This is a genomic window from Frigoribacterium sp. VKM Ac-1396 (assembly GCF_015350895.1).
Lineage (GTDB): Bacteria > Actinomycetota > Actinomycetes > Actinomycetales > Microbacteriaceae > Frigoribacterium.
Map to the genome: position 1 here is coordinate 613,631 of NZ_JADKSD010000001.1, position 26,130 is coordinate 639,760.

General features: G+C 72.0%; 24 protein-coding genes. 19 read left to right on the forward strand and 5 right to left on the reverse strand.

What is annotated here, in order from left to right; genetic code table 11:
- Positions 1 to 9 precede the first annotated feature (9 nt).
- Entirely contained in the window at positions 10 to 657 is a 648-nt protein-coding gene (locus tag ITJ55_RS02875) for a TetR/AcrR family transcriptional regulator (protein WP_228497550.1), read from the reverse strand.
- 113 nt (positions 658 to 770) lie between these two features.
- Between ITJ55_RS02875 and ITJ55_RS02880 the strand changes: the two genes are divergently transcribed.
- From ITJ55_RS02880 to ITJ55_RS02910, 7 genes are all read left to right on the forward strand, one after another.
- Positions 771 to 1,499, forward strand: a complete 729-nt coding sequence (locus tag ITJ55_RS02880; protein WP_194593992.1) for an SOS response-associated peptidase — start codon at positions 771 to 773, stop codon at positions 1,497 to 1,499.
- Between the two features lie 38 nt (positions 1,500 to 1,537).
- Positions 1,538 to 2,581, forward strand: a complete 1,044-nt coding sequence (locus ITJ55_RS02885) for an App1 family protein (protein WP_194593993.1) — start codon at positions 1,538 to 1,540, stop codon at positions 2,579 to 2,581.
- A gap of 96 nt (positions 2,582 to 2,677) precedes the next feature.
- Positions 2,678 to 3,040 (forward strand): helix-turn-helix domain-containing protein, encoded by a 363-nt coding sequence (locus tag ITJ55_RS02890; protein ID WP_194593994.1) that lies wholly within the window; start codon positions 2,678 to 2,680, stop codon positions 3,038 to 3,040.
- Positions 3,037 to 4,320, forward strand: a complete 1,284-nt coding sequence (locus ITJ55_RS02895; RefSeq protein WP_194593995.1) for a type II toxin-antitoxin system HipA family toxin — start codon at positions 3,037 to 3,039, stop codon at positions 4,318 to 4,320. Before ITJ55_RS02890 ends, ITJ55_RS02895 begins: the two co-directional genes overlap by 4 nt.
- Positions 4,321 to 4,439: 119 nt before the next feature.
- Positions 4,440 to 4,766 carry a DUF6504 family protein gene (locus ITJ55_RS02900; RefSeq protein WP_194593996.1) on the forward strand — a complete coding sequence of 109 codons (327 nt, stop codon included), beginning with the start codon at positions 4,440 to 4,442 and terminating at the stop codon, positions 4,764 to 4,766.
- Positions 4,767 to 4,967: 201 nt separating this feature from the next.
- Positions 4,968 to 5,651 carry a nicotinamide riboside transporter PnuC gene (pnuC, locus tag ITJ55_RS02905; protein ID WP_056256872.1) on the forward strand — a complete coding sequence of 228 codons (684 nt, stop codon included), beginning with the start codon at positions 4,968 to 4,970 and terminating at the stop codon, positions 5,649 to 5,651.
- A gap of 12 nt (positions 5,652 to 5,663) precedes the next feature.
- Positions 5,664 to 7,463 (forward strand): glycoside hydrolase family 15 protein, encoded by a 1,800-nt coding sequence (locus tag ITJ55_RS02910; RefSeq protein ID WP_370543986.1) that lies wholly within the window; start codon positions 5,664 to 5,666, stop codon positions 7,461 to 7,463.
- A 95-nt stretch (positions 7,464 to 7,558) separates the two neighbouring features.
- Here the strand turns inward: ITJ55_RS02910 and ITJ55_RS02915 are convergent, their stop codons facing one another.
- Both ITJ55_RS02915 and ITJ55_RS02920 read right to left on the reverse strand, forming a co-directional pair.
- The gene (locus ITJ55_RS02915; RefSeq protein ID WP_194593998.1) at positions 7,559 to 8,923 is read right to left on the reverse strand and encodes a glucose-6-phosphate dehydrogenase; all 1,365 of its coding nucleotides are present in this window, start codon (positions 8,921 to 8,923) and stop codon (positions 7,559 to 7,561) included.
- Positions 8,924 to 9,125: 202 nt separating this feature from the next.
- On the reverse strand, positions 9,126 to 10,418 hold the full coding sequence (locus ITJ55_RS02920) for an aromatic acid exporter family protein (RefSeq protein ID WP_194593999.1): 1,293 nt from the start codon (positions 10,416 to 10,418) through the stop codon (positions 9,126 to 9,128).
- A 142-nt stretch (positions 10,419 to 10,560) separates the two neighbouring features.
- On the opposite strand from ITJ55_RS02920, the gene ITJ55_RS02925 reads away from it, so the two are divergent.
- The 7 genes from ITJ55_RS02925 (at position 10,561) to ITJ55_RS02955 (ending at position 20,618) form a co-directional block, all read left to right on the forward strand.
- Positions 10,561 to 14,097 carry a DNA polymerase III subunit alpha gene (locus tag ITJ55_RS02925; protein WP_194594000.1) on the forward strand — a complete coding sequence of 1,179 codons (3,537 nt, stop codon included), beginning with the start codon at positions 10,561 to 10,563 and terminating at the stop codon, positions 14,095 to 14,097.
- A 93-nt stretch (positions 14,098 to 14,190) separates the two neighbouring features.
- The gene (locus tag ITJ55_RS02930; protein WP_194594001.1) at positions 14,191 to 15,213 is read left to right on the forward strand and encodes a glutathione S-transferase family protein; all 1,023 of its coding nucleotides are present in this window, start codon (positions 14,191 to 14,193) and stop codon (positions 15,211 to 15,213) included.
- Positions 15,214 to 15,232: 19 nt separating this feature from the next.
- Positions 15,233 to 15,568: a TraR/DksA C4-type zinc finger protein gene (locus ITJ55_RS02935; RefSeq protein ID WP_056256891.1), complete on the forward strand. Its 336-nt coding sequence runs from the start codon at positions 15,233 to 15,235 to the stop codon at positions 15,566 to 15,568.
- An 81-nt stretch (positions 15,569 to 15,649) separates the two neighbouring features.
- Positions 15,650 to 17,011 carry a hypothetical protein gene (locus ITJ55_RS02940; RefSeq protein ID WP_194594002.1) on the forward strand — a complete coding sequence of 454 codons (1,362 nt, stop codon included), beginning with the start codon at positions 15,650 to 15,652 and terminating at the stop codon, positions 17,009 to 17,011.
- A 159-nt stretch (positions 17,012 to 17,170) separates the two neighbouring features.
- Positions 17,171 to 18,457: a GAF domain-containing protein gene (locus ITJ55_RS02945; protein WP_194594003.1), complete on the forward strand. Its 1,287-nt coding sequence runs from the start codon at positions 17,171 to 17,173 to the stop codon at positions 18,455 to 18,457.
- Between the two features lie 209 nt (positions 18,458 to 18,666).
- Positions 18,667 to 20,208, forward strand: coding sequence for an aldehyde dehydrogenase family protein (locus ITJ55_RS02950; protein ID WP_194594004.1), 1,542 nt, complete (start codon positions 18,667 to 18,669; stop codon positions 20,206 to 20,208).
- On the forward strand, positions 20,208 to 20,618 hold the full coding sequence (locus ITJ55_RS02955) for a DUF779 domain-containing protein (RefSeq protein ID WP_194594005.1): 411 nt from the start codon (positions 20,208 to 20,210) through the stop codon (positions 20,616 to 20,618). The genes ITJ55_RS02950 and ITJ55_RS02955 overlap by 1 nt, the downstream gene beginning before the upstream one ends.
- A 22-nt stretch (positions 20,619 to 20,640) precedes the next feature.
- On the opposite strand, the gene ITJ55_RS02960 is transcribed toward ITJ55_RS02955, so the two are convergent.
- Positions 20,641 to 21,282, reverse strand: a complete 642-nt coding sequence (locus ITJ55_RS02960) for a hypothetical protein (RefSeq protein ID WP_194594006.1) — start codon at positions 21,280 to 21,282, stop codon at positions 20,641 to 20,643.
- An 88-nt stretch (positions 21,283 to 21,370) separates the two neighbouring features.
- Here ITJ55_RS02960 and rplU point away from each other — a divergent pair, with 88 nt between their 5' ends.
- The 4 genes from rplU to ITJ55_RS02980 all read left to right on the forward strand — a co-directional run bounded on the left by rplU (position 21,371) and on the right by ITJ55_RS02980 (position 24,467).
- Positions 21,371 to 21,682, forward strand: coding sequence for a 50S ribosomal protein L21 (rplU, locus tag ITJ55_RS02965; RefSeq protein WP_194594007.1), 312 nt, complete (start codon positions 21,371 to 21,373; stop codon positions 21,680 to 21,682).
- A 14-nt stretch (positions 21,683 to 21,696) separates the two neighbouring features.
- A complete protein-coding gene (gene rpmA, locus ITJ55_RS02970; protein WP_194594008.1) occupies positions 21,697 to 21,963 on the forward strand; it encodes a 50S ribosomal protein L27 in 267 nt (88 codons plus the stop codon).
- Between the two features lie 128 nt (positions 21,964 to 22,091).
- Entirely contained in the window at positions 22,092 to 23,267 is a 1,176-nt protein-coding gene (locus tag ITJ55_RS02975) for an alcohol dehydrogenase catalytic domain-containing protein (protein WP_194594009.1), read from the forward strand.
- 231 nt (positions 23,268 to 23,498) lie between these two features.
- On the forward strand, positions 23,499 to 24,467 hold the full coding sequence (locus ITJ55_RS02980) for a phosphodiesterase (protein ID WP_194594010.1): 969 nt from the start codon (positions 23,499 to 23,501) through the stop codon (positions 24,465 to 24,467).
- A gap of 305 nt (positions 24,468 to 24,772) precedes the next feature.
- Here ITJ55_RS02980 and ITJ55_RS02985 read toward each other — a convergent pair whose 3' ends face one another.
- A complete protein-coding gene (locus tag ITJ55_RS02985) occupies positions 24,773 to 25,573 on the reverse strand; it encodes an oxygenase MpaB family protein (protein WP_370543987.1) in 801 nt (266 codons plus the stop codon).
- Positions 25,574 to 25,644: 71 nt separating this feature from the next.
- On the opposite strand from ITJ55_RS02985, the gene ITJ55_RS02990 reads away from it, so the two are divergent.
- On the forward strand, positions 25,645 to 26,121 hold the full coding sequence (locus ITJ55_RS02990; RefSeq protein ID WP_194594012.1) for an NUDIX domain-containing protein: 477 nt from the start codon (positions 25,645 to 25,647) through the stop codon (positions 26,119 to 26,121).
- Positions 26,122 to 26,130: the final 9 nt, after the last annotated feature.

The window sequence follows — 26,130 nt, forward strand, 5'->3', positions numbered from 1 at the left end:
CCCGCGAGGTCAGTTCAGGGTGACGAGGGGCTCGAGATAGCCCGTCAGCACCGACCGGCACTGGCCGACGAAGCGCTCGTCGCCCGTGATGTCGTCGATGAACGCGCGTGCCAGCAGGGCGTTGGCGATCTCGACCGCGACCTGCAGGCCCAGCTCGAGCTCGTCGGTGCGGGCGACCGAGCAGTGGTCGACGAAGACGGCCGACAGCTGGTCGGCCAGCGGGCTCGTGTACTGGCGCGACTCGGGCGTGCGCACGTCGGGCGCGTCACCGAAGCGGATGGCGCGGAACCCGGGCTCGCTGCGGTACATCTCGGCCTTGGCGTCGACGAACAGCTCGACGGCACGGCGCCAGTCGGTGACGTCGTCGTCGGACACGGCCTCGGTCACCCGGCCGGTCAGCCGCTGGACGCAGCGGAGGGCCAGGGCGTCGACGACGGCGATGCGGTCGGGGAAGTACCGGTAGACGGTGCCGATCGAGGCGCCCGCACGCTCGGCCACCATGGCCGTCGTCAGACGCTCGTAGCCGATCTCGTCGATGATGGCCGCGGCCGCGTCGAGCAGGCCGGTGAGCCGCGCCGAGCTGCGGGCCTGGACGGGCTCGTTCCTGAGCAGTGGTGAACCCCCGGGCAGTGCGTCATTGACGTCGGTGACGAGCAACGTTTCTCCGTTTCGTGGCGATGCCTCGACGGGGTCGGGCATGGTGCGACGACGTCGGGGGTGACCGTGGTGTCGGTCACCGGTTGTCGGCGGCTGCCACCAGAATGGATCGCATGTGCGGACGATTCGTGATGGCACGCGCCTCGAGCGACCTGGTGGCCCTGTTCGACGTCGATGTATCAGGAGAAAGTCTCCCAGAGCCTTCCTGGAATATCGCTCCGACTCGGCCGGTGAGTCTGCTGGTCGACGCCGCGCCGCGGGGCGACGACGCGGGGGGCCCGCCGGTGCGGCGACTCGCCGCCGCCCGCTGGGGCCTCGTGCCCGGCGGGTCGACGGGCCCCGACGCCGGTCCCCCGCTGTTCAACGCGCGCTCCGAGTCGGCCGCCGAGAAGCCGTCGTTCCGCGACGCCGTCGTCTCTCGACGGGGGCTGGTGCCGGCCACGGGCTGGTACGAGTGGCAGACGCTGCCCGACGGCCGGAAGCGCCCGGTCCTCGTCCGCCTGCCCGACGACGAGGTGATCCTGTTCGGCGCGCTCTACGAGTGGTGGCGCGACCCGTCCGCCGAGGTGGGCGCCCCGTCTCGGTGGCTGCTGTCGACGACCGTCCTGACCCGCGCCTCCTCGGGTCCCGTGTCCGAGGTGCACGACCGCATGCCGGTGCTCGTCGGGACCGACGTCATGGACGACTGGCTCGACCCCGAGACCGAGGGCGACGACGACCTGGTGCAGGGCATCGCCGGTCTCGGCACCGAGATCGCCGACCGCCTGCTGCACCACGAGGTCGGCCCCGAGGTCGGCACGACGACCGTCGACCACCCCGGGCTGCTCGATCCCGTGCACTGAGCCGCCCGCCCGGCGGCCCGTCATGCGAGACTGACCGGATGCCCGACACCCGCAAGGCACCGCCCGCCGCCGTCGAGCCGTTCCTGCACCGCGCGGCACGCATCGAGAACTCGGTCCACCGCTTCCGCGAGAAGCGTGCTCGGCGTCGCGGCCTCCTGCCGACCGTCGTGCCGTACACCGGGTACGGGGCTCCGGGGTGGGCACGCGTGCTGTCCCGCGTGCTGCTGACCCGTACGGGCACCCTGTCGGGCATCGACCGTCTCAACGTCAGGGGCTGGCGCAGCTTCACGAGCGTGCCCGTCGAGAAGGCGCTCGTCGAGATCTCGCTCGGGGGTCGCGTCCAGCGGGTCCAGACCGACCGCGGTGGCGTGCTCGACGCGCGCATCCCGGTCGACCTCGAGCCGGGCTGGCACGTGGCGACCCTGACCACCGAGGGCTCGACCCCGGTCGAGGCGCCGATCTTCGTGATCGACCCGGAGGCGCGGTTCGGCATCGTCTCGGACATCGACGACACCGTGATGGTCACCTCGCTGCCCCGGCCGCTGCTCGCCGCCTGGAACACCTTCGTGCTGAACGAGCACGCCCGGCGGCCCGTGCCCGGCATGGCGGTCCTGTACGAGCGGCTCAACGCGGCGAACCCCGGGTGCCCCGTCGTCTACCTGTCGACGGGCGCGTGGAACGTGGCGCCGACGTTGTCGCGGTTCCTGTCGCGCAACCTGTACCCGAGCGGCCCCCTGCTGCTCACCGACTGGGGTCCGACGCACGACCGGATCTTCCGGAGCGGCCGCCTGCACAAGCAGGAGTCGCTGCGTCGCCTGGCCGAGGAGTTCCCCGAGCTCAAGTGGCTGCTGGTCGGCGACGACGGCCAGCACGACGAAGAGCTGTACGGCACCTTCTTGCACGACCACCCCGAGAACGTGGCCGCCGTGGCCATCCGTCAGTTGTCGCCCAGCGAGGCCGTGCTGGCCGGGGGGCGGTCGTCGCGGTCCGAGCACGCCGGGGGCAGCGACGTGACCTGGGTGTCGGCGCCCGACGGCGCCGGCCTGTGGGAGCAGCTGCTCGACAACGGCGTCATCGACTGAACCCTGTTCGATCTCGATCATCGTGCAATAGTGGGATCATCCTTTTTACGGGCCCGTTCTGGCTGTTATGCTGGGTTATCCCGTGATTGGAGACCCATGTTCGGCGACGACCAGAGATCCGACGACACGGCGAGTCCGATCGTGTCCACCGACGAGCGCGAACGCCAGGTGGGCGAACAGATCCGCCGCCTGAGGCTCGATCGGGGCCTCGACCAGGTCGAGCTCGCCCGACGGGCGGACCTCTCGCCGAGCACCGTGCAGTCGCTCGAGGCCGGGCGGGGCAGCACCCTGCGCAGCCTCGTCCGCGTCCTGAGGGCGTTGGGTGCCGACGACGCCCTCGCCCGCCTGGCTCCCGCGAGCGCCGTCAGCCCCCTCGACGTGCTGAGGTCGTCGGCCGACGAGCCACGACGCCGGGTGTACCGGCCACGGGGCGTCCGGTCGCCGGGGGCCGACTCGTGAGCTGGGTGCCGGTCCGCGCGGTCGAGGTGACGGCGTGGGGGCTGCGGGTGGGGGCGGTGGCGCCCGATCCCGGCCTCGGCGCGTACGTGTTCGAGTACTACCCGGACTGGGTGGCCCGGGGCATCGAGCTGGCCCCGTTGACCATGCCGACCAGCGTTCGTCGGCACGTGTTCCCGCAGCTGCCCGAGGCGACGTTCCACCGGCTGCCGGCCGTGCTGGCGGACGCGATGCCGGACGACTTCGGCAACGCCGTGATCGACGCCTGGCTGGCGCGGCAGGGCGTGTCACGACAGCTCGTGAGCCCGTTGGACCGGTTGGCGTACATGGCGGACCGGGCGATGGGCGCCCTCGAGTTCCGCCCGTCGCGGGGCCCCCGTCAGCGGACGGCCAGTGCGCTCGAGCTCAGCGACCTGGTCGACGGGGCCAGGAGCGTGCTGGACGCCCGCTTCAGCGACGACCGCGAGACGGAGTCGGCCATCAGGTCGTTGATCCAGGTCGGGACGTCAGCGGGTGGGGCGCGGGCCAAGGCGGTGGTCGCGTGGAACCGTGCGACGGGAGAGATCCGGTCGGGTCAGGTGGCGGCGCCCGAGGGGTTCGAGCACTGGCTGATCAAGCTCGACGGCCTGGGCCCGGACTCCGAGTTGGGGTCGGGCGGCGTCGCCGGGCGGGTCGAGTACGCGTACTCGTCGATGGCGGGGGCGGCGGGCATCGACATGGCCGAGTGCCGGCTGCTCGACGAGAACGGGCGGTCGCACTTCATGACCCGGCGGTTCGATCGTCGGGCCGGGGGCAAGGCACACGTCCTGACGCTCTGCGGGGCGGCCCATCTCGACTTCCGGCAGCGGCAGGCCCACGACTACGGTCAGCTGTTCGACGCCGTCCGCCGGCTGGGGCTGGGTGACGAGGCGATGGCCCAGGCGTTCCGACGGATGGTCTTCAACGTGCTGGCCGCCAACAACGACGACCACACCAAGAACTCGTCGTTCCTGCTGGCCGGGCCGGGGGCGTCGTGGGCCCTGTCCCCCGCGTACGACGTGACCTTCGCGCACAACCCGACGGGGCGGTGGACGTACCAGCACCTGATGGGGGTGGACGGGGTCTTCCGAGACGTCTCGCGGGCGGACGTGATGCGCCTGGCCGACCGGTTCCTGGTGCGGGACGCGTCCGGCATCGTCGACGAGGTGCGCGACGCGGTGGGGCGGTGGCGCTCGTTCGCCGACGAGGCCGGCCTGCCCCGCGAGGCGGTCGACCACGTCGAGGAGGCGCTGCCCCGCTGGTGAGGCGGCTCCCGCCCCGGCGCCCCTCGGTCACCGACCCCGACGTCGCCCCCGGGGGTGGCCGATGTCGGTGGGGATTCGTAGACTCCGTTCGAACACACATTCGAACGAGAGGTCGGCAGATGAGGGTGGACGAGAAGGTCCCGGTCGAGACGACCGCCGACGGGGCGCCCCTGCGCTTCGAGTGGCGTGGGGTCGTGTACGGCGTCGTCAGCTCGCCCGAGCTCTGGGTGACGCGCACCGACTGGTGGCGGTCGGCGACCCGGGCACCGCGTGGGGCGAGCGCACACCTGCTCGAGATGACGGTCTGGCGGGTCGACGCGGTGCCGCTCACCGACGGGGCCCACCGGGTCGACGGCACCTTCGACCTGGCACTCGACGGGCGGGGCGACTCGTGGCTGCTGCTCGGGGTCTTCGACGACCGGATCGAACAGCAGCTCTTCGCCTGACGGACGAGAACGGCACACGTCGGGGCACGGCCCGCCGGGCCGTGCCCGCGGGGGCCGTGCCCCAGGGGGCCGTGCCCCCGGGGGCCGTGCCCCCGGGGGGAATGGCCTCCGTGCCACACTCGTTGCACCACCAGGCGCCCTGCGCCCCGGGGGACGCCGTGGTCCCGAACCATCCGCCACCCCGACCGAAGAGAGCCTCCGATGAACCCGTTGCTGTGGTTGTTCGACGCCCAGTTGCACATCGGCGACCAGACCATCCTCTGGCGTGAGGTGGTCGGCAACGTCTTCGGCCTGCTCAGCGCCCTCGGTGGCATGCGACGCAAGGTCTGGGCCTGGCCGGTCGGCATCGTCGGCAACGCCCTGCTGTTCACCGTCTTCCTCGGTGCGGTGTTCGACACCCCGAACCCGGTCAACCTGCTGGGCCAGGCCGCTCGACAGGTGATGTTCGTCGTCGTGTCGATCTACGGCTGGTACCGCTGGAAGCACGCGGGCGACAGCGGCGGTGCGGCCGTCGAGCCCCGCTGGGCCGGGTGGAAGAACCGCGTCCTGCTCGTCGTCGCACTGGTGGGTGGCACCGCCGTCCTCACGCCCGTCTTCCGCCTCCTCGGGTCGTACGAGCCCGTCTGGGCCGACGCCTGGATCTTCACCGGGTCGCTGCTGGCGACCTACGGGATGGCCAAGGGCTGGGTCGAGTTCTGGCTGATCTGGGTCGCGGTCGACCTGGTCGGCACTCCCCTGCTCTTCAGCGCCGGCTACTACGCGTCCGCGTTCATGTACGTCTTCTACGGAGCTTTCACCCTCGCCGGTTTCGTCGTGTGGGCCCGCACCCGCCGAGAGAAGCCCAAGGTCGAGACGCTCTGGCCCGACCCGACGCTGCAACGCTGACCCCGGCCGAGGGTGCGCTGGTTTGATGAGCGCATGCCCCTGCCCATCGAGAACTACGCACTGATCGGCGACCTGCACACCGGAGGCCTCGTCGGCACCGACGGCAGCATCGACTGGCTCTGCCTGCCCCGCTTCGACTCCGCCTCGACCTTCGGCGCCCTGCTCGGCGACCACGAGTCCGGCCGCTGGCTCGTCGCCCCGACCGACTCCGACGCCACCTCGAGCCGCCGCTACGTCGACGACACCTTCGTGCTCGTCACGCGCTGGACGACCCCCACCGGCGTCGTCGAGGTCACCGACCTGATGCCCTACGGCGACCGACGGGCCGACGTCGTCCGCCGCGTCACCGGCGTCTCGGGCACGGTCTCGATGCACGTCGACATCGCCATCCGGTTCGGGTACGGCACGGCCGTGCCCTGGGTGCGGCAGGTCCCCGAGGGCGACGACACCGTGCTCGTCGCCACCGCGGGGCCCGACGCCGTCGTCGTCCGGGGGCCTCGGCTGAAGGCCACCGACCACACCCACGAGGCGACCTTCGACGTCGCACCGGGCGAGACAGTCGACCTCAGCCTCACCTGGTACCCCTCGCACCGCGAACCGCCCGCTCCGTTCGACGTGTCGGCCCGCATCGACGAGACCGTCGCCTGGTGGCAGGAGTGGGCCTCACGCTGCTCGGCACCCGAGGTCTACGGCCGCGAGGTGCACCGCTCCCTGCTCATCCTGCGGGCCCTGACCAACGAGGACACCGGCGGCATCGTCGCCGCCGCGACCACGAGCCTGCCCGAGCAGTTCGGCGGCTCGCGCAACTGGGACTACCGCTACGTGTGGCTGCGCGACGCGTCGATGACGCTCCAGGCACTCATCCTGCACGGCTACGCCGAAGAAGCCGACCGATGGCGCGGCTGGCTGCTGCGTGCCATCGCCGGTGACCCCGCCGACGTCCAGATCATGTACGGCCTGGCCGGCGAACGGTACCTCGACGAGCGCGAGGTCGACGAACTGCCCGGCTACGACGGGGCGTCACCCGTGCGCGTCGGCAACGCCGCCTACGAGCAGTACCAGGGCGACATCTTCGGCGAGGTGATGGTCGCCCTGCACGAGGCCCGCCTGCTCGGCGTCGAGGAGAGCGAGTACTCGTGGCCGCTGCAACGCGCATTGATGCAGTACGTCGAGGACAACTGGACCCGCCCCGACAACGGCATCTGGGAGATCCGGGGCGAGCTGCAGCACTTCACCCACTCGCGCGTGATGATCTGGGCCGCCCTCGACCGGGCCATCCAGGGCGTCGAGCAGTTCGGCCTGGACGGCCCCCTCGACCGGTGGCGTGGGCTGCGCGACGAGGTGCGCGCCGAGATCGAGACCCACGGCTGGAACGCCGACCGCGCCTCCTTCACCCAGCACTACGGCACGACCGAGGTCGACGCGTCGCTGCTGCAGCTGGCCCAGGTCGGCTTCGTCGCCGCCGACGACCCGCGCATGCTCGGCACGGTCGCCGCGATCGAGCACGACCTGCTGCAGGACGGCCTCTTGATGCGCTACCGCACCGAGAGCGGCGTCGACGGGCTCGACGGCGCCGAGAACCCCTTCTTGACCTGCTCGTTCTGGCTGGCCGAGCAGTACGCCGCCTCGGGGCGGGTCGACGACGCCGTCACCCTGATGGACCGTCTGGTGAGCTACTGCAACGACGTCGGCATGCTCTCCGAAGAGATCGAGGTCGCCACGGGCCGCCACGTCGGCAACACCCCGCAGGCCCTCTCGCACCTGGCACTGGTGCGCGCCGCGGACGCGATCTCGAAGGCGAAGGCGCGGTAGGGCCCGCGACGTCGCGACCCGTGCGACGACGCCCACGACGACGACGGCCGCCCTGCTCTGACGAGCGGGGCGGCCGTGACGGGTGACGCGAGGGATCAGGCGGGCCAGTCCTTCGGACCGGTCGAGCCGGCGGCGTAGGTGTCGAGCGGCACGCGGTCGGCCTTCCAGGCCTCGATCACGGGGGCGACGATCGCCCAGCAGCGCTCGGCGACGTCGCCACGGATCGACAGCGTCGGGTCGTCGTGGAAGATGCCGCTGAGCACCTCGCCGTAGGGGGTCAGCTCGGGCTTGCCGAGCGTCACCTGGAACGTCGACTTCTCGAGGTCGAACGGGTTGCCCTTGCCGTTGGTCGTCACGCCGAGCTCCATCGTCTCGGGGCTGATCTCGATGCGCAACGTGTCGGGCGTCGACGACCCGTTGAGGCCCTCGGGCAGCGCCGGCACCGGCTTGAAGGTGATGAGCACCTCTTTGCGGATCTTCGTCATGCCCTTGCCCGACCGCAGGATGAACGGCACGCCCGCCCAGCGACGCGTCTTGACCTCGAACTCGACCTCGGCCAGGGTCTCGGTCTGACGGTCGTTGTCGACGCCGTCCTCGTCGGCGTAGGCGGGGACGTCCTTGCCGTCGATGGTGCCGGCCGAGTACTGCGCGCGCCGGCTCGAGGCGATCGGGTCGGCGCCCTTGACCCAGGTGGCCCGCAGCACGCGGGCGATCTCGCTGCGCAGCTCGACCGAGTCGATGCTCGACGGAGCGTCCATCGCGATGACGGCCAGCACCTGCAGGAGGTGGCTCTGGATCATGTCGATCAGGGCACCAGCCTTGTCGTAGTACTGGGCGCGACCCTCGAGGCCGAGGACCTCGTCGTAGAAGATCTCGACCTTCTCGATGTTGTCGCCGTTCCAGACCGGCTCGAACAGGCGGTTCGCGAAGCGCAGGCCGATCATGTTCAGGACGGTCGCGCGACCCAGGAAGTGGTCGGTGCGGTGGATGCGCTCTTCGGGGACGATCTTGAGCAGCTCGGCGTTCAGCTCGCGAGCGCTCTCTTCGTCGGAGCCGAACGGCTTCTCGAGGGCGAGGCGGAGGCCGTCGGGCAGGTCGATCTCGGCGAGCGCCTGGATCACCTTGGTGCTGATGGCGGGCGGCAGGGCGAAGTACATCACCGGGGTGCCCTCGCTGGCCTCGAAGAGGGCCTCGAGGTGCTCGACCGTGGTGGGGTCGCCCTGGATGTAGCGGCTCGACGCGAGGGTCTTCTTGGCCAGGTCGCTGCCGGCGTCGCCGTTGAAGGCGGTCTTCACGACGTCGTCCCATTCTTCGGGGCTGCGCTCGCTGCGGCCGGTGCCGATCAGCTGGACGTCGACGCCGCGGTCGCTCTTCAGCAGGCTCGCGAGGCCGGGGAGCAGCAGACGCTCGGTGAGGTCTCCGCTGGCTCCGAGGATGATGAGGGTGGTGGTGTCTGTCACAGTGCAGCTTTCGTGGGGAGGGCGGCGATCGTGTCGTCGCTGGTCGATCGGGCGGCGGGGGTTCTCGGGGCCACGGGTGTCAACGCACAGGGGGGACGGGCATTCCCGTCGACCGCCCCGGCCGGGTGGGGGCACGGGTCGCGTCTCGGCGCCGGTGCCCGGTCAACCGTACTGCTCCCGGGCGGCGAGCGCCGTATCGAGGTCAGCGACCGGCGTCGGCGTCCCCGTCCTGCACCGTGTCGTGCGGGGCGGTGTCGCGGGGTGCGCTGTCGTCGTCGACCGGCCCCGTGCTGTCGGTGCCGCCCACGCGGCCGCCGGTGCCGTCGTCGGCCGTCGCGCGCGCCTCCTCGGCGGCGTCGTCCTCGGGGCGGGGCGCGGTGGTGTCGTCCGGGTCGAGTGCGGCGATGACGCGCCCGAGCGAGACCGCGATCGACACGCCACCGCTCGTGGCGGTGGTGGGGCGGTCGCGGTGGCGGTCGACGGCGTCCCAGAGGTCGGCGACGCGTCGGCGGGCGTCGGTGAACGCGTCCGCGTCGGCGGTGCCGTGGCGACGGATGACGGTGGCGACGCCGTGCACGGCGCGGGCGACGTCGGGCGCGAGGTCGTCGGGCATGCCGATCTGGCGGCCGATGCGACGGCCGAGGATGCCCGAGACCTCGGCGACGTCCTGCAGGTGGAACGACACGCGCTCGTAGACGGCGAGGTCGGCGTACTCCTGCGAGAGGTCCCGGCGCCGCAGCAGCCGACGGGGGTTCAGGTGTCGGGACTCGTCGGCGAACCGGACGGCCTCGCGCACCCGCCGCAGCGTGCTCGGCAGGACGCCGACGCGGCGTTCCCACTCGTCGTCCTCGAGCGGCCAGGTGGTCTCGAACACCCCCGCGATCTCGTCGGCCCGGTCGGCGAGCGAGTCCCGGACGCGGGCGAGGCGCCCGTCGGCACGCGAGGAGTAGAGCGGGGGCACGAGCACCAGGTTGACCACGACGCCGACGACGACGCCGACGCCCACCTGCACGACGTAACCCAACGAGTAGGCCTCGGCGTTCGCCCCGCCGAGCAGCAGGACGAACAGTCCGGCCGTCAGCACCCAGTCCCGGCCGGCACCGAGCCAGCGGATGCCGGCCACGAGCACGCCCACCCCGACGACGAGCGCGACGGCGAGCACGCCGGGCTGGCCTTCTTGCAGGGCGAAGACCGTGGTGGCGAGGACGATGCCGACGACGAGGCCGAGCAGCACCTGGAACCCCTGCCGCACCGAACTCTTGATGGTCGGGTACATGGCGATGACGGCACCGAGCGGGGCGTAGTAGGGGTACTCGGCCGCGACGCCCGGCACGTGCGGGGCGATCCAGTAGGCGAGCGCCGCGGCGAGCGCGGTCTTCACGGCGAGCAGGAGGCGCGGCTGGGCCAGCAGGACGCGGGTCCAGTGGGTCGCGGTGCGGGCCTCGCGACGCAGGGCGCCCCCGCGACGGGGCGGGGCGGGGCGTCGATCGGGCATGCCCCGATGATGACAGGCCGCGGGACGGGACGGGCGGGTCGGACGCCGAGACGGGCGCGACGGGCCGCTCGCGGCGACGTACACTGGTCGAACACCTGTTCGAACGACCCGGCCGGGGGTTCAGCAGCCCGAGGTACCGACCATGAGCTTCACCCACCTGCGCGTCGCGTCGGCGTTCAGCGCCCACCACGGCACCGCACACCCGAAGGCGCTCGTCGACGCCGCCGTCGCGGCGGGCGCTGACGCCGCGGCGATCACCGATCGAGACGGGCTGTACGGGGCGATCCGCCACATCGGGGCGTGCCGGACGGCGGGCGTCGACCCGATCGTCGGGGTCGAGCTGGGCTGCCGTGACGACCGCGAGGGGGGCGTGGCGGGCGCGTCCGCCGGTGGGGCCGACGGGCAGGGCGGGCAGGGCGGGTCTGACGGCTCGGGCGGGCCTGGCGCCGTCGACCGCATCGTGGTGCTGGCGCACGGGGCGCGGGGCGGTGGCCCCGCGAGGGCCGGCTGGGCGGCGCTGTGCCGCCTGATCAGCGCCTCGCACGGCCGGGCCACCCGCAAGGCCAGCGGCAGCGCCAACAGCGTCGCGACGATCGCCCGCTCGCGGGTGCGAGGGTTCGTGCAGGGCGAGACCGAGCCCGCGGCGACCGTGCTGCTGGGGCCCGACTCCGACGTCGGTCGGCTGGTGCAGGCCGGACGGCACAGCGAGGCCGCGGCGTCCCTCGCGGACTGGGCGGCGGCCCTGCCGGGCGGGGTCGTGGTCGAGGTGGTCTGCCACCTGACCGAGCCGGGCGAGAGCCGCAGCATCCGGCACGCGGCGCGCATGCTCGAGCTCGCCGACCACGTCGGGGTGCCGGCCGTGCTGACGAACGCGGTGCGCTACCTCGACCCCGACGAGGCGGTCACGGCCGACGTGCTCGACTCGGCAGGTCACCTGGCGGCCCTCGGGTCGTTCCGCCCACAGCCCAACGCGCAGGCGTACCTCAAGGGCCACGCCGACATGCGCCGGCTGGCCCGTCTGGTGGGCGACGCGTCGTCGTTGCCGCGAAGCGCCGGCGACGAGATGCTCGCCGCGACCGAGCGACTGGCCGACCGGTGCCGGCTCGACCCCGTCGCCGACCTCGGCTGGGGCCGGCCGAAGGTGCCCGAGCTCAGCGCGATCGGCGTCGACGGCGACCCCGACCAGGCCCTGTTCCGTCGGGCCGAGGCGGGCGTCACCGAACGTTTCGGCGACGCCGACCGTGCCCTGCGCGACAAGGTCGAAGGCCGCATGCGCTACGAGCTCGGCATCATCAGCGGCTTCGGCTTCGCGGGGTACTTCCTCACCGTGGCCGACGTCTCGGCGCTGATGCGAGACCTGCGGGTGCGCAACGCGGCGCGGGGGTCGGGTGCCGGCAGCCTGGTCACCTACCTGCTGCGCATCTCGAACGTCGACCCGATCGAGCACGACCTGCTGTTCGAGCGGTTCCTCGGCAACAAGCGCGAGACCCTGCCCGACATCGACATCGACGTCGAGGCGGCCAGGCGGCACGAGGTCTACCGGGCGATCTTCGACCGGTACGGCAGCAACCGGGTCACGCTCATGTCGATGCAGTCCACCTACCGGGGTCGCGGTGCGGTGCGCGACGCCGGTCTCGCCCTGGGGCTCGACGACGAGCAGATCGACCTCGTGGCGAAGAACGTCTGGCGCTCGAACGCCCGCGACCTGCGCACCGCGATGGCCGAGAAGCCCGAGCTGCGCGAGATCGCCGAGCTGGCCCGCAGCAACGACCAGATCGACCTGCTCGTCGACCTCAGCGAACGGCTCGACCGCCTGCCCCGACACATCTCGATGCACCCGTGCGGGGTGATCCTCGGCGACTCCGACCTGCTCAGCACCACGCCCGTGCAGCCGAGCGGCATCGGCCTGCCGATGAGCCAGTTCGACAAGCACGACATGAACGACGCCGGCCTGCTGAAGCTCGACGTCCTCGGGGTCCGCATGCAGAGCTCGCTGGCCTACGCCCTCGACGAGATCGAACGGGTGAACGGCCCGCGCGCCGCCCTCGCCGGCGCCCTGCCGGTCGACGTGCCGTACGTGAACCGTCAGGGGCGCATCGAGCTCGACGAGATCCCCCACGACGACGAGCCCACCTTCGAGGCGATCCGCACCACGCACACCCTCGGCATGTTCCAGATCGAGAGCCCGGGGCAGCGCGAGCTGATCGGCAAGATGCAGCCCGACCGCTACGAAGACCTCATCGCCGACATCTCGCTGTTCCGGCCCGGCCCGATGAAGGGCAACATGATCGCTCCCTTCCTCGACACCAAGCACGGGTTCCAGCAGCCCGACTACCTGCACCCGAGCTTCGCCGCGTTCCTCGACGACAGCTACGGCGTGGTCATCTACCACGAGCACGTGCTGCGCATCCTCGAGGCCACCATGCAGGTGTCGCTCGCCGAGGCCGACGAGATCCGGCGTCACATGGGCAAGGGCGACGACGACGCCCTCGAGGCCACCTTCCGCGAGCGCACCCGGGGCAACCTCGACCCCGCGACCGGGCGCCGCCGCTTCGACGACGCCGCGGTCGACCGCATCTGGGCCGCACTCAAGGGGTTCGGGTCGTTCGGCTTCTGCAAGGCCCACGGTGCCGCGTTCGCCCTGCCCACCTACCAGAGCGCCTGGCTGAAGACCCACTACCCGGCCGAGTTCCTGGCCGGCATCCTCACCCACGACCCGGGCATGTACCCGAAGCGGCTGCTGCTGACCGAGGCCCGACGCATGGGCGTGCCCGTGCTGCCGCTCGACGTCAACGCCTCGACCGACGTCTACCGGGTCGAGCGCCTCCGTCCGCCGGCGACCCCGATCGCCCCGACCCGGGTCGGTGACCTCGGGCTGAGGCTCTCGCTGGCCGACGTGCACGGCATCAGCGACGCCGAGCTGGCCCGGGTGGTCGTGAACCGCCCCTACGACTCGATCACCGACTTCTGGCAGCGGGCGACGCCGTCACGGTCGCTGTTCGAACGCCTGGCCCAGGTCGGCGCCCTCGACTCGGTCGCGGGGCCCGGCCGCACCCGCGGCGACGTCCTCGCCCGGGTGCGGGCCCTCACCGGCCGGTCGTCGCGCCCACGGGCCGCCGACGTCGAGAACCAGCTCGACTTCTCGATCGACGACTCCGACACGGTGCCGACCGGGACGCCCGACGTCGGTGCCCGCCAGCGCGTCAGCGACGAGCTCGACATCCTGTCGATGGAGGTCAGCGAACACGTGATCGAGAGCTACCGGCCGATGCTCGACGACCTCGGCGTCGTGCGTGCCGCCGACCTCCGCGACCACTGGAACGGCACGACCGTCCTCGTCGCGGGCATCCGCATCGCCACCCAGACCCCGCCTATGCGCAGCGGCAAGCGCGTCGTCTTCATCAGCCTCGACGACGGCAGCGGCTGCTCGGACTCGACGTTCTTCGAAGAGGCCCAGGCCCGTGCCGGCTCCCTGCTGTTCGGCACCCAGCTCATGCTGATCCAGGGGCGAACCCGTCGCACCGGCGAACGCGGCATCTCGCTCGAGGCCGAGAACGCGTGGGACCTCAAGGCGATGTGGCGAGACTGGAACGCGACCCGCGCCTCCTCGACCCGCGCCTCCTCGACCCGCGCCTCCTCGACCCGCGCCTCCACGTCCCTGGCCGTCGAGAACTCCTGACCCCTGCTGCGGACACCCGCTGAGGGGCCGCCGTCACGGGTCGGCCGACGCACCGACCAGGAATCACCGACGCCCCGTGCGTAGGGTGGCGCCATGAGCGATCAGCAGGTCAAGGGCAGCTACGTCGAGCCGGGCCAGGAGTACACCCGCGACACCAACTACATCGAGGACCGCATCACGCGCGACGCCGTCGACGGCTGGCCGGTCGAGGCCGGTCGTTACCGCCTCGTCGCCGCCCGGGCCTGCCCGTGGGCCAACCGCAGCGTCATCTCGCGCCGCCTGCTCGGGCTCGAGGACGCGATCTCGCTCGGCCTGCCCGGCCCCACGCACGACGCCCGCAGCTGGACCTTCGACCTCGACCCCGACGGTCGTGACCCGGTGCTCGGCATCGAGCGCCTGCAGGAGGCCTTCTTCGCCCGCACGCCCGACTACCCGCGCGGCATCACCGTGCCCGCCGTCGTCGACGTGCCGAGCGGCAAGGTCGTGACGAACGACTTCCCTCGGATCACGCTCGACTTCGCCACCGAATGGACCGAGTTCCACCGAGAGGGCGCGCCCGACCTCTACCCCGAAGCCCTGCGCGGTGAGATCGACGACGTGAACGCCGTGGTGTTCCGCGACGTCAACAACGGCGTCTACCGGGCCGGCTTCGCGGGCTCGCAGAAGAGCTACGAGCGCGCCTACCGCACCCTCTTCGAGCGCCTCGACTGGTTGTCCGAGCGACTGGCCGGGCAGCGCTACCTCGTCGGCGACACGATCACCGAGGCCGACATCCGACTGTTCACGACCCTCGCCCGGTTCGACGCGGTCTACCACGGGCACTTCAAGTGCAACCGCGACAAGCTCACCGAGATGCCGGTGCTCTGGGCCTACGCCCGCGACCTGTTCCAGACCCCCGGGTTCGGCGACACGATCGACTTCGACCAGATCAAGGCGCACTACTACGTCGTCCACTCCGACATCAACCCGACCGGCATCGTCCCGCTCGGGCCCGACCCGTCGGGGTGGCTCACCGAGCACGGTCGCGAGCAGCTCGGCGGTCGGCCGTTCGGCGACGGGACTCCCCCGGCCCCGCCCCGCGCGGGCGAAGAGGTGCCGCCGCTCGTGTCGGCCTGACCACCGGCACGGTGATCGCGTGATCGACCCCTCCGACCGGCTGCGCACGACGCGCGACGAGGCCCTGACGCTGGCGGGGCGGCTGCTCGTCGACATGGAGGCGGTGGCTGCGGCCCGCGAGGGAGCCAACGTCGACGACGAGCACGACCCCGAGGGCTCGACCATCGCCTACGAGCGGTCGCAGCTCGACGCCGTCCGCCGGTCGGCGCTCGAGCGGGCGGCCGACGCGGAGGCCGCCCTGGCCCGGCTCGCCGACGGCACGTTCGGCCGCTGCGAGCGCTGCTCGGCCCGCATCGGCGAGGCGCGGCTCGAGGCGCGACCCACCGCCCGGCTCTGCATCGACTGCGCGAGCTGACCCGCGCCTCCCCGCCTCTCCGTTTCTCCGCCTCCGATCGACCATCGACGTGGCGGCCGGCGCCTGCCCTAGGCTCGAACGGTGCCGTGGACGCAGATCACCCGGCGGTCGGCCGTGGCCGCGCTCGTCGGCATGCTCGTGGGCACGACCCTCGTCGGCTGCGGCCCCGTGAACGCCGGCAGCGGGTACGGCAGCCGGTTCGAGCAGCACATGGAGGCGCTCCCGGGCGTCGTCGACGCGACGGGCGGTGGGCAGAACACGTTGCCGTTCTCGGGCTCGATGTCGGGCCGCGTCGAGATCGCGGCGGACGTCGACGCGACCGCCCTCCGGACCATCACCGACGAGATGGGCGCCTGGTGGGTGGACAACGCGTCCGCCTCGCTCGACATCACCTCGATGGACGGCGTGGTCGGGTCGGTGTCCTTCCCCGTGCTCCCGTCGCGTGTCGACAACGAGACCACGCTCGACCTCGTGGCGCTGGTGCGGCCCCTGACGGGATTCACGGCGATCGAGGTGGTCGACCACGGGGACGGCGACCAACTCGGTCTCACCGCCCAGCAGGCGGAGGGCGACCCCTTCGCCGCCGTCGGGGTGCTGGAGGCCGCGCGCGCGGACGACCCACGCTTCGCCCGGGGTTCGGTCAGTGCCACCGCGGGCGACGTGACGGTGCGGAGTGATGCGGGCAGCATCGATCCCGAGACCCGGGCGGCCTACGACTCGGTGGTCTCCGTCGCGACGGTCACGGCCGCCGACGTCGGGCCGGACCGACTGGACGTCACCCTGGCCGACCGGGACGACGGCCGCGCCGTCGCCGATCTGCTCTCGGACGAGGCGGCCACGCGCGACGTCACGGTGACCGCCGGTGGCATCGTCCGCACGGTGGACGGGCCGCTGGACCGCGTCGAGGGCCTGCTCGCCGCCGCGACGTCCTCGGTCGGCGTCGTCGCGGCGGAGCTCTCGGCGTCCGCCCTCGAGGTCCGTACGGCCGACGGCACCGACGCCTTGGCCGCCGCCACGGCCATGTCCGCGTCGGACGCCGGCGCCGGCATCGACGTGCGGTCGCTGCCGGAGTCCGGAGCGGCATCCGTCGGGAAGTACGCGGCCGTCGGCTCCGACTCCGCCGACCTCGGCGACGGCGTCGACCTCGTCGCCGCCCTCGTCGGCGTCGACGAGGTCGAGGCCGCGTCACTCGTCGACGGCGAACTCTCGGTGAGCGTGCCCGGGGCCACGATCGACTCGCTCCGTGCCGTCTTCACCGCCGCCGCACCGCACCTCGAACCCGGGTCGTCGGTGACGGTGCGGAGCGGCCGTGCGGACGCCGACTTCGTCGCCGAGCCCGGTGAGCTCGATCTCCCCGCCCGGGCGACGGACACCGACGACGACTCCGCCCTCCGCACGCTCGTCGCGGACGCCTGGAACGCCACGGCGCCGCTCGGGCGCTGAGGGCAGGCTCCGGCGTCCCCGGCCCTTCCCCGCCGGGGTCACAGCAGACCCCCACCCGACGCCCTTCCCCACGGCCCCGGCCCGCCGTACGCTGACAGCACCACGGCGACGACGCCGCACCACGGCCGTCTCGCCCCGATCGACGACGACGGGTGCCCGATGTCCCTCACCGCGAGCCGTCCGCCCCGCGACGCCGGGCCGGTGCGCCGGGTGGTGCGCGACTCGTGGGACCGCGCCTCGCGTCGCCGGCTCGACCCCGACGGCCTGCCCCGGCTCGAGCTGCCGGAGGACGACCTCGACGACTGGCGCCGCGACCACCCGTTGGCCCTCGCGCTCCCCGTCGTGCGCCGCCTCTTGGTCGACGACGTCGCGGGGTCGGGCCTGCTCGTGGCGATCGGCGACGAGCACGGCCGCCTGCTCTGGGTCGAGGGCGACCCCACGGCCCGCCGCCGGGCCGAGGACATGCTGTTCGTCGCGGGGGCCGGATGGTCGGAGGCGCGGGTCGGCACCTCGGCGCCGGGCACCGCGCTCGTGCTCGACCGGGGCGTGCAGATCCGGGGTGACGAGCACTGGAACCACCGCGTCCAGGCCTGGAGCTGCACGGCCGTGCCGGTCCACGACCCGGTCGACGGGCACCTGATCGGCGTCGTCGACATCACGGGCGACGACCGGGCGGCCGGCTCGATGACCCTGCCGCTCGTCACCGCGACCGTCGCCGCCGTGGAGGCGCACCTCGCGCTCCTGCGGTACGCCGCGGCCGGTCGCGCCCCGGCTCGTCCCTCGCACCACCCCGTGCGCACGGCGACGCCCCGCCCCGCCGACCACGCCTCGGCGCGGGCCGCCGCCACCGGCCGAACCGCCACGACCCTGACGACCCTCGGCCGCGACGAGGCGGTCCTCTCGGTCGGCGACGGCCGCATCACCCTGGGCGCCCGACACTCCGAGATCATGACCCTGCTCGCCCATCGCGCGGCCGGCTACACGGCGCACGAGCTGGCCGACGCGGTCTACGGCGACGTCAACGCCGTGACCACCCTCCGCCCCGAGCTCGTGCGACTGCGGCACGTGGTCGAGGCCCTCGACCCCACGCTGGTCCCCCTGTCGCGCCCGTACCGGCTGCCGCGACCCGTGGCGCTCGACCTCGACGTGCTCGTCGGGCTCGTCGACCGGGGGGCTCGTCGTGCCGCCGTGCGGGCCGACACGGGCCCCGCGCTGCCGGCGTCCACCGCCCCCGGCGTCGTCGCCCTGCGCGCCGAGGTGGCCGCCACCGTGCGGGACGCCGTCCTCACCGACGGATCGCTCGAGACCCTCCAGGCGTTCGCCGAGTCGGCCGCGGGCCGTGACGACGCGGGCGTCCTGTTCGAGCTGCTGCGTCGCCTGCCCCCTGGCTCGCCTCGCCGGCCCCACCTCGTCGCGCACCTCGAGGCCCTCGACGACCGGGCCTGACCGAGCCCGACCCGATCCGCCGCGCGCGCCTCCCGTCCCGATCCGCCGCGCGCGCCTCCCGTCCTGATCCGCGCGCCTCCCGGCCGGTTCCGCGCGCCTCCCGGCCGGTTCCGCCCACGCAACCCGATGCAACCCCGCCCGCCGTAGTCTGCGGCCAGCGGCGGGCGATCCCCGCCGTCCGCCCGACACCGTCGTCGAAAGGGACCGTCATGACCGTCACCACTCCTCCGAACACCTACGCCGCACCGGGACAGCCCGACGCGAAGGTGGCCTTCAAGCCCCGCTACGACCACTTCATCGGCGGCGAGTACGTCGCGCCGGCGAGCGGTCGGTACTTCGAGAACCCCAGCCCGGTGAACGGCAAGGTCTTCACCGAGGTCGCCCGCGGCAACGCCGCCGACGTCGACAAGGCGGTCGAGGCCGCCTGGCGGGCGTTCGACTCGTGGAAGAAGACCACGATCGCGCAGCGCGCGCTGATCCTCAACCGGATCGCCGACGTGATGGAGGCGAACCTCGAGATGCTCGCCGTCGCCGAGACCTGGGACAACGGCAAGCCCATCCGCGAGGCCCTCGCCGCCGACGTGCCGCTCGCGATCGACCACTTCCGGTACTTCGCCGGCGCGATCCGTGCGCAAGAGGGCTCCACCGGTGAGATCGACAACGACACGGTCGCCTACCACTTCCACGAACCGCTCGGCGTGGTCGGCCAGATCATCCCCTGGAACTTCCCGCTGCTGATGGCCGTGTGGAAGCTCGCGCCGGCCCTCGCCGCAGGCAACTGCGTCGTCCTCAAGCCGGCCGAGCAGACCCCCGCGTCGATCCACGTGTTCATGGACCTGATCAAGGACCTGCTGCCCGCCGGGGTGCTCAACATCGTCAACGGCTTCGGCGTCGAGGCCGGAGCGCCGCTGGCGAGCCACCCGAACATCCGCAAGATCGCGTTCACGGGCGAGACCACGACCGGTCGCCTCATCATGCAGATGGCGAGCGAGAACCTCATCCCGGTGACGCTCGAGCTCGGCGGCAAGAGCCCGAACGTCTTCTTCGCCGACGTCGCCGACGAGCACGACGAGTTCTACGACAAGGCGCTCGAGGGCTTCTCGTTCTTCAACCTGAACTCGGGCGAGGTCTGCACCTGCCCGAGCCGTGCGCTCGTGCAGCAGTCGATCTACGACCAGTTCACCGCCGACGGCGTCGAGCGCGTGAAGAAGATCAAGCAGGGCAACCCGCTCTCGATGGACACGATGATCGGTGCACAGGCCTCCAACGACCAGCTCGAGAAGATCCTCAGCTACATGGACATCGGCAAGCAGGAGGGCGCGAAGCTCCTGCTCGGCGGCGACCGTGCCGACCTGGGCGGTGACCTGACCGAGGGCTACTACGTCAACCCGACGATCTTCGAGGGCCGCAACTCGATGCGGATCTTCCAGGAGGAGATCTTCGGCCCCGTCCTCTCGCTCACCAGCTTCAGCGACTACGACGACGCCATCAAGATCGCCAACGACACGCTGTACGGCCTGGGTGCCGGCGTGTGGAGCCGCAACGGCGCGCAGCTCTACCGGGCCGGACGCGACATCCAGGCCGGACGCGTCTGGTCGAACACGTACCACCAGTACCCGGCGGGTGCGGCCTTCGGCGGCTACAAGCAGTCCGGCATCGGTCGCGAGAACCACAAGATGATGCTCGACCACTACCAGCAGACGAAGAACCTGCTCGTCAGCTACGCGGACGGTCCGATGGGCTTCTTCTGATGACGCGGCCCACCCCCTCGAGGGTCGACGTCTCGCCCGAGGCCGCGGCGTTCCTCGTCGAGCTCACGGCTCAGCACGGCCCGCTGATGTTCCACCAGTCGGGCGGCTGCTGCGACGGCTCGTCGCCGATGTGCTACCCCGTCGGGTTCTTCCGGGTGGGTGCCGTCGACGTCCACCTCGGCGACCTGCACGTCGACGGCATCGACCCGATCGAGGTCTACATGTCGCGCAGCCAGTTCGATTACTGGAAGTACACGCACCTCACCATCGACGTGGTGCCCGGCCGCGGGGCCGGGTTCTCGGTGGAGAGCCCGGAGGGCAAGCGCTTCCTCATCAGGTCGCGGATGCTCGACGACGACGAGCTGCGGGCGTTCGGGCTCGACGAGGCCGTGGCGAGCACGCCGGGCTGATCGTGCCGAGACGGTCCGACGGTCAGTCGGTCGACGGGTGGGGCAGGGCGTAGGTGCCGTGCCCCACCCGGTCGATCACTCCCTGCCGGGCCAGCACGCTGAGCGTCGAGAGCACGCTGCTGCGGCGGTAGTCCGGCAGGGCGGCGACGATCTCGGTGGTGCGGCGCGCACCGCCGCGCAGCACCTCGGGCACCCGGTCGGCCAGCGAGTCGCCGACGGGGGGCGTGGCCGTGGCGACGTCCATCGGGTCGCCGACCCGCGCCTCCTCGGCGTACTCGGCACGGGCCTGGTCGAGGCCCTCGGCCGAGACGCGCGTGGTCGACCCGTCGGCACCCGACGCGTGGGCGTAGGGCCCGAGCGTCAGCGACCGTCCGACCCGGGCGTAGACGGCGGACGCGCTCGTGCCCTGGTGCTCGGCGATCTCGGGGTACGAGGCACCGCCGAGCAGCAGCACGGCCTCGCCCTCGACCCCGAGCCACTGGCCGAGGCTCGCGATCTCCCACCCGGCGGTCGTGACGGCCGAGCCCCACACCTCGACGTCGTCGGCGTGCTCGGTCGTCAGGGTCTTCAGGTCGTCGAGCAGGTCGAGCAGGCGTTCGCGGGCGTCGTCGACGATCTCGGCCGTGAACTGCGGCGGGCGGCGAAGTTTGATCGGTCGTGACATTTGTGAAAGACTATCCAAGTTGCCCTCGCGGCACCACGACGTCGCCCGGCAGTCCGGGCGTCACACCCCCCACTTTTTTGGAGTTCCCATGGCTTTCGCAATCGTGCGCGCCGGTGGCCGGCAGGAGAAGGTCGAGGTCGGCACCATCCTGACCGTCGATCGCCTCAAGGCCGCGACCGCCGAGACCGTCTCGTTCGTCCCCGTCCTGCACGTCGACGGCGACACCATCCTGTCGGGCGACGACCTGGCGAAGGTCACGGTCGAGGGCGAGGTCCTGAACGACCTGCGCGGCCCGAAGATCGTCATCCAGAACTACAAGAACAAGACCGGTTACAAGCGTCGCATGGGGTTCCGTGCCGACCTGACCCGCGTCAAGATCACCTCGATCACCACCAACTAAGGGGCTGACACCACATGGCACACAAAAAGGGCGCATCGTCCACCCGCAACGGTCGTGACTCGAACGCACAGCGCCTCGGCGTGAAGCGCTTCGGCGGCCAGGTCGTCCTCGCCGGCGAGATCATCGTCCGCCAGCGCGGCACCCACTTCCACCCCGGCGTCAACGTCGGCCGCGGCGGCGACGACACCCTCTTCGCCCTCGCACCCGGCTCGGTCCAGTTCGGCGCCAAGGGCGGCCGCAAGGTCGTCAACATCGTCGCCGCCGAGACGGCCGCCGTCTAGTCGACGTCGACCACACGCAGCATCCGCCTCGGGGCGGTCGGGCACCCGCCCGGCCGCCCCGAGGCTTTTCCGCACCCGCTGTACCCCTCGTTCAGGAGGCACGGCGTGCGGACGCGTAGACGGGACGGATGAAGGCACTCACCTACCAGTCCGTCACCAACGTCTCGGTCGAGGACGTCCCCGACCCCACGATCATCGACCCCACCGACGCGGTCATCAAGGTCACCTCGGCGGCGATCTGCGGCAGCGACCTGCACCTCTACGACGCGCTCGGCGCGTTCCTCGACAAGGGCGACGTGCTCGGCCACGAGACCATGGGCGTCGTCACCCAGGTCGGTTCCGCGGTCAGCCGCATCCAGGTCGGCGACCGCGTCGTCGTCCCGTTCGTCATCGCCTGCGGTCACTGCTTCATGTGCGACCGGGGGCTGTTCTCGCAGTGCGAGACCACCCAGGTCACCGAGTACGACTCGGGTGCGACCCTCTACGGCTTCAGCAAGCTCTACGGCCAGGTGCCCGGCGGTCAGGCCGAGCAGCTGCGCATCGCCCGGGCCGACGCCAACCTCGTGAAGGTCGGCGCCGACCTGCCCGACGAGCGCTATCTCTTCCTCAGCGACATCCTGCCCACCGCGTGGCAGGGCGTCGAGTACGCGCAGGTGCCCGAGGGCGGCACCCTCGTCGTGCTGGGCCTCGGCCCGGTCGGTCAGTTCGCGTCGCGCATCGGCAGGTACCGCGGCTACCGCGTCATCGGCATCGACCCGGTGCCCGAGCGTCGCGCCATGGCCGAACGCCACGGAGTCGAGACCCTCGACCTCACGAAGGACGTCGCGAGCGTCGTCAAGGGCATGACCGACGACCGCGGCCCCGACTCGGTCGTCGACGCCGTCGGCATGGAGGCCCACGAGCACGCGGGCATCGGCCTCGTGCAGAAGTTCGCGGCCGCCCTGCCCGACTCGATCGGTCAGGCCGTCATGCAGAAAGCCGGCATCGACAGCCTCGGCGCCATGCACCTGGCGTTCGAGATCGTCCGACGCGGCGGCACCGTCTCGCTCAGCGGCGTGTACGGCGGCACGGCCGACCCGACGCCCTTCCTGACGCTGTTCGACAAGCAGATCACCCTCAAGATGGGCCAGTGCAACGTGCAGAAGTGGATGGACACGTTGATGCCCCTCGTCGAGGACCCGGCCGACCCGCTCGGCACCGAGGACCTCGTCACCCACCCGGTGCCGCTCTCCGAGGCCGCCGCCATGTACGACGTCTTCAAGAACAAGGAGGACGGCTGCATCAAGGTCGTCCTCAAGCCCTGACGGCTCGACCCGCCAGCGGTCCCGACGACGCGACCCCCGCCTCCTGGGGGTCGCGTCGTGCCGTGAGCCGAGCTACCTTCGTCGATCGTGGACGCGGTCCGTTCGTCGACCGTTCACCGAAACGCGCACGCACGTTCACCACCTTCATGGCAACCGGGTGATGGACTGGTGACGAACCAGCAACGAGGGTCTCATCCCGGGCCCCCGTCGGCGACATCGAATGAGAGAACCATGGATCTCCGGACGGCCGAACACCCCAGGCCGAACCACTTCATCCTGCACCTCAGCGACACGCACCTCGTCGGCGGCGATCGCGACCTCTACGGCGCGGTCGACAGCGAGGCCCGACTGCGTCAGATCATGGACGAGATCGAGGCCTCCGCCGGTCGGCCCGAGGCGATCGTCTTCACCGGTGACCTCGCCGACAAGGGCGAGCCCGACGCCTACCGCAAGCTGCGCGCGCTCATCGAGCCCGTCGCCGAGCGGCTCGGCGCCCAGGTCATCTGGGCGATGGGCAACCACGACGAGCGGGGCGCCTTCCGCTCCGAACTCTTCGGGCAGCTGCCCTCGCAGCGCCCGGTCGACCTCGTCTACGACGTGAACGGCCTGCGGGTCATCACGCTCGACACGAGCGTCCCAGGTCACCACTACGGCCGCCTCTCGGGCGACCAGCTCGACTGGCTGGCCGAAGAGCTCTCGACCGACGCCCCCGACGGCACGATCATCGCCATGCACCACCCGCCCGTGCCGAGCGTGCAAGACCTGTCGACCCTCGTCGAGCTGCGCGACCAGGCCGCGCTGGCGGAGGTCGTCGAGGGCAGCGACGTCCGATCGATCATCGCCGGGCACCTGCACTACTCGACCAACGCCACCTTCGCGGGCGTCCCCGTCTCGGTCGCGTCGGCAACCTGCTACACGCAGGACCTCAACGTCGCCGGTGGCGGCACCCGAGGCCGGGACGGCGCCCAGGCGTTCAACCTGGTGCACGTCTACGAGGGCACCGTGGTGCACTCGGTCGTCCCGATCGGCACCTACGAGACCGTCGGCGAGCACGTGCCGGCCGACGTGGTGGCCGAGCGACTCGCCGTCGCCGGGGTCCGCATCGCCCCGGCCGCGCCCCGACACCGGGCGACCGACACGGCGCCCGTGCCCGTCGTGCCCCGCGACCTCGCGCTGACGGGGCCGATCGACACCCTCTGACGCCCGCAGCCGGGCTGCCCCGACCGCCGGGCCGGTCTGGGTCTGGGTCTCGGTCTCGGCCTGGGTCTGGTCGGCGCGTCGCCGCCACCGTGGGCAATTCCTGGCTGGTGACGCGCATCGTGCGTGCACGACCCGCTGACGTCCACCAGCCGCGGCAGGAGCCAGGAATTGCCCACCGGGGCGGAGCCGATGCTGCGCGGCGACGGCGGGCGGGACGAGACGGTGGGCGACACGGACGGGGCCAGCCGCGCCCGGGGTCAGCCACGCCCGGGGTCAGCCACGCGCGGGGTCAGCCACGCCCGGGGTCAGCCGCGCCCGGGGGTGCGGGCCTCGGCGGCCATCGCCGCCCGCAGCCGCCGCAGGTAGGCGTCGCGTAGCACGTGACGGAGGCGCGGTGGCAGGTGCGGGACGACTGCCGCCGTCACCCGCATCACCCGGTCGTACCGACGCTGCGACGACGGCGACCACGACAGCCCGAAGTCGTCGCGGACGCTCCTCGGCAAGGACCCCGCGGTCACCAGCCGGGCCAGTGGCATGACGAGTCGCAACCACCACGGGCCCGTCGTCGGGTGCAGCAGCTCGTGCGCGACCCGCCGTGTGACGTCGTCGACCTCCAGGCCGGCCACGGCCTCGTCCCAGTAGCGGCGGAACGACTCGAGGTCGGGCGGCCAGAGCTCGCGTGGCATCTGCAGCGAGGCGCCGACGAGCGCGTAGTCCTGGTAGACCGCCTCGGCGTGCGCCGGGTCGATCGGTCCGTGCACCCGTTCGAAGAGCTGGACGGCCGAGTCGTAGAGCGTCGCCGCGACCCAGAGCTGCAGCTCGGGGTCGAACGCGTCGTACCGCACGCTCGAGGCCCGGCCGTCGTGCACCGGCCGGTGCGCGCGGCCCACGACGCGCCGCACCTGGGCGACCTCGGCGGGCGTGCCGAACACGATGGCGTAGAGGTACGTCATCGTGCCGTGGAGGCGCGACAGCGGCCGATCGACGAAGTCGCTGTGCTCGGCGACGCCGTGCCCGACCCCGGGGTTCGCGAGCTGCAGCAGGATGGCCCGTCCACCACCTGCGAGCAGCACCGCCTCGCCCGCCATGTCGGAGATGCGCCGCACGTCCGAGCCGTGAAGGGTCCAAGGCGCTCGCATCCGGTCAGCCTACGGCCGCGCCTCGGTAGGGTGCTGACATGGCCACCCCGGATTTCGTCCTGTCGCTGCGCGAGAAGATCGGGACGGCGCCCCTGTGGTTGGCTGGCGTGACGGCGGTGGTGGTCCGTGGCGACGAGGTCCTGCTCGTCAAGCGGGCGGACACTGGCGCGTGGACGCCGGTGACCGGCATCGTCGACCCGGGTGAGGACCCGTCCGACGCCGCCGTCCGCGAGACCCTCGAAGAGGCCGACCTCGAGGTCGTCGCCGAGCGTCTCGCCTCGATCGGGGTGACCCGCGAGGTGGTCTACCCGAACGGCGACCGCGCGCAGTACCTCGACCACACCTTCGTCATGCGACACGTCTCGGGCGCCCCCGCCCCGGCCGACGGCGAGAACACCGAGGCCCGGTGGTTCCGCCTCGACGAGCTGCCGCCGATGAGCGACGACATGCTCAGACGTCTCGACGCCGCGCTCTCGGACGAGCAGGCAGCCCGCTTCGGCAAGCCCACCCGCTGAGTCGAGCCT

Excerpts from the sequence above, each read along its gene's own strand:
- pnuC (WP_056256872.1), top strand. The coding sequence starts at position 4,968 with ATGAACCCGTTGCTGTGGTTGTTCGACGCCCAGTTGCACATCGGCGAC.
- ITJ55_RS02960 (WP_194594006.1), bottom strand. The coding sequence starts at position 21,282 with ATGTCACGACCGATCAAACTTCGCCGCCCGCCGCAGTTCACGGCCGAG.
- ITJ55_RS02980 (WP_194594010.1), top strand. The coding sequence starts at position 23,499 with ATGGATCTCCGGACGGCCGAACACCCCAGGCCGAACCACTTCATCCTG.
- ITJ55_RS02880 (WP_194593992.1), top strand. The coding sequence starts at position 771 with ATGTGCGGACGATTCGTGATGGCACGCGCCTCGAGCGACCTGGTGGCC.
- ITJ55_RS02930 (WP_194594001.1), top strand. The coding sequence starts at position 14,191 with ATGAGCGATCAGCAGGTCAAGGGCAGCTACGTCGAGCCGGGCCAGGAG.
- ITJ55_RS02900 (WP_194593996.1), top strand. The coding sequence starts at position 4,440 with ATGAGGGTGGACGAGAAGGTCCCGGTCGAGACGACCGCCGACGGGGCG.
- ITJ55_RS02885 (WP_194593993.1), top strand. The coding sequence starts at position 1,538 with ATGCCCGACACCCGCAAGGCACCGCCCGCCGCCGTCGAGCCGTTCCTG.
- ITJ55_RS02945 (WP_194594003.1), top strand. The coding sequence starts at position 17,171 with ATGTCCCTCACCGCGAGCCGTCCGCCCCGCGACGCCGGGCCGGTGCGC.
- ITJ55_RS02955 (WP_194594005.1), top strand. The coding sequence starts at position 20,208 with ATGACGCGGCCCACCCCCTCGAGGGTCGACGTCTCGCCCGAGGCCGCG.
- ITJ55_RS02925 (WP_194594000.1), top strand. The coding sequence starts at position 10,561 with ATGAGCTTCACCCACCTGCGCGTCGCGTCGGCGTTCAGCGCCCACCAC.
- ITJ55_RS02890 (WP_194593994.1), top strand. The coding sequence starts at position 2,678 with ATGTTCGGCGACGACCAGAGATCCGACGACACGGCGAGTCCGATCGTG.
- ITJ55_RS02920 (WP_194593999.1), bottom strand. The coding sequence starts at position 10,418 with ATGCCCGATCGACGCCCCGCCCCGCCCCGTCGCGGGGGCGCCCTGCGT.
- ITJ55_RS02990 (WP_194594012.1), top strand. The coding sequence starts at position 25,645 with ATGGCCACCCCGGATTTCGTCCTGTCGCTGCGCGAGAAGATCGGGACG.
- ITJ55_RS02950 (WP_194594004.1), top strand. The coding sequence starts at position 18,667 with ATGACCGTCACCACTCCTCCGAACACCTACGCCGCACCGGGACAGCCC.
- rpmA (WP_194594008.1), top strand. The coding sequence starts at position 21,697 with ATGGCACACAAAAAGGGCGCATCGTCCACCCGCAACGGTCGTGACTCG.
- rplU (WP_194594007.1), top strand. The coding sequence starts at position 21,371 with ATGGCTTTCGCAATCGTGCGCGCCGGTGGCCGGCAGGAGAAGGTCGAG.
- ITJ55_RS02975 (WP_194594009.1), top strand. The coding sequence starts at position 22,092 with ATGAAGGCACTCACCTACCAGTCCGTCACCAACGTCTCGGTCGAGGAC.